At 63.5% G+C, this 1838-nt stretch carries 1 protein-coding gene; it reads right to left on the bottom strand.

Features of this window, described 5'->3' with window-relative positions; translation table 11 throughout:
• Positions 1-89: 89 nt before the first annotated feature.
• On the bottom strand, positions 90-1457 hold the full coding sequence (gene ltrA, locus ACFDR9_RS27560; protein WP_409033059.1) for a group II intron reverse transcriptase/maturase: 1368 nt from the start codon (positions 1455-1457) through the stop codon (positions 90-92).
• Between the last annotated feature and the right edge of the window lie 381 nt (positions 1458-1838).

Below are 1838 nucleotides of genomic sequence, written 5' to 3'. Positions count from 1 at the left end.
ATTGGCATAGGGGCGGCCAGTGAAACTAGCCGACCCCTGCCACACCACCCGGCATGCGGGTCCGCACCGGGCGGTTCGAGTAGTTGAGGTTATGAGAGGCGAGGAAAGCCCAGCCTGTCGAAATAGGCTGTTGTTAGTACTGCGTTGAGTGAACGGCGGCTGATGAACCACCATCGGCGGCAGTTTGCCGCCACTTTCTGTGCCAACCATGGCTTTGCACCCAATGCTATGCATTCCCTATATGCCGTCGTGCCACGCTTCCAATGTTTGAGCTGGATTGCCCGCAGCCGGTGGCGCATCCATTCGTCCAGCTGGCGCCAGACGCGCGGTGTTTGCGCCAGTCCGAAATAGGCCTTCCATCCCAACACGTAGCGGCGTAGCGGTTCGACCAGTTCGGTCATGCTGCGCCCGCAGGTACGGCGGGTCAACTCCCGTATCCGCTGCTTGAACGTTTCTCGCGCCTTGGCCGACACGGCGCGCTTGACCTCGCCTTTCGGGCCCGCCCACAGGCTGTAGCCCAGAAACTTGCGGCCAAACGCACCCGCCACCGCACTCTTCGATTCGTTAATCGTCAAATGCAGCTTGCCGTAGAGACGCCTGAGCAGCGCCATCACCCGTTCGCCCGCCTTCAGGCTGCGTACATACACATTGCAGTCGTCGGCGTAGCGAACGAAGCGGTGGCCCCGCCGCTCAAGCTCCCGATCCACCCCGTCGAGCAGCACGTTGGCCAGCAGCGGCGACAGCGGCCCGCCTTGCGGCGTGCCCTGTTCGCGCTGGTTCACGACGCCGCCGTGCATGATGCCCGCGTTCAGATACGCCCGAACCAACCGGATCACGCCGGCGTCGGCGACGCGCTTCGTCAAGCGGTCCATCAGCACGTCGTGGTTGACGCGGTCGAAGAACTTTTCCAAGTCCACGTCCACCACCACACGGCAACCGTCCTGCACGTATTGCTGCGCTTCCAGCACCGCGTCGCGCGCGCGCCGGCCCGGACGGAAGCCGTGGCTGTGTTGACTAAAAGTGGGATCGATCAGCGGTTGCAGCACTTGCAGAAGGGCTTGCTGGATCAGCCTGTCGACCACGGTGGGGATGCCCAATTCACGTTCGCTGCCATCTGGTTTGGGGATGCCGACGCGACGCACCGGACTGGGCCGGTACGTGCCTGCCATCAACTGCTCTCGGATGGTCGGCAACGCGGTCACCAAATGGCGGCCGGTCGCGGCGATGTCCATCCCGTCCACGCCTGCCGCACCCTTGTTCGCCTTCACGCGTTTCCACGCGCGTTGCATGTTCTCTCTCGCAAGCACCTGCGCAAGCAGGCCTTGCCCCGCGCCTTCCGTTGCATGCCGCGTGGCCGTTGTTTCCCCGCTGGACGCTTGGGACGAGGCTTCACCCCGCCTTACCGCGACCCGCCCCGCTGGCGCGGGCATCTGGGGCATTACATCGTCCATCGACATGGCGTTTGACGCTCCTTCTCGTTCGGCCCTTCGCCCATACTGCGGCTACTACGGCCTCTGCTGACTTCTCGCTCCGGCTTCCACCGTCGCCCTTTCAGGCGCGAGGCGAGATCTCCCCAGGTAAGAACGCACTCCTTCCCTGCACAACCGCCGGATTTACGCCGCCTGATCTTTGACCACAAGAGCTTCGCGGTTTCTTGCCCGCTCGCCCTGATCGGCACCGCCTTCTATCCGGTTCTTGTCCATCGGCTCGCAGTTTCGATCCACGCTTCCTCCCCACGGTCGGTCGCCCTTCCGCAGTTGCGCTTCACTTCGTTCGCTGTGGTCAGCTCACGGCGGGACTTTCACCCACAAGAGTGCGCCCATGCTGGGCGCACAAAA

The organism is Janthinobacterium sp. CG_23.3 (genome assembly GCF_046115965.1).
Taxonomy (GTDB): Bacteria; Pseudomonadota; Gammaproteobacteria; order Burkholderiales; family Burkholderiaceae_D; genus Janthinobacterium.
This window is presented reverse-complemented; position numbering and strand designations above follow the sequence as displayed.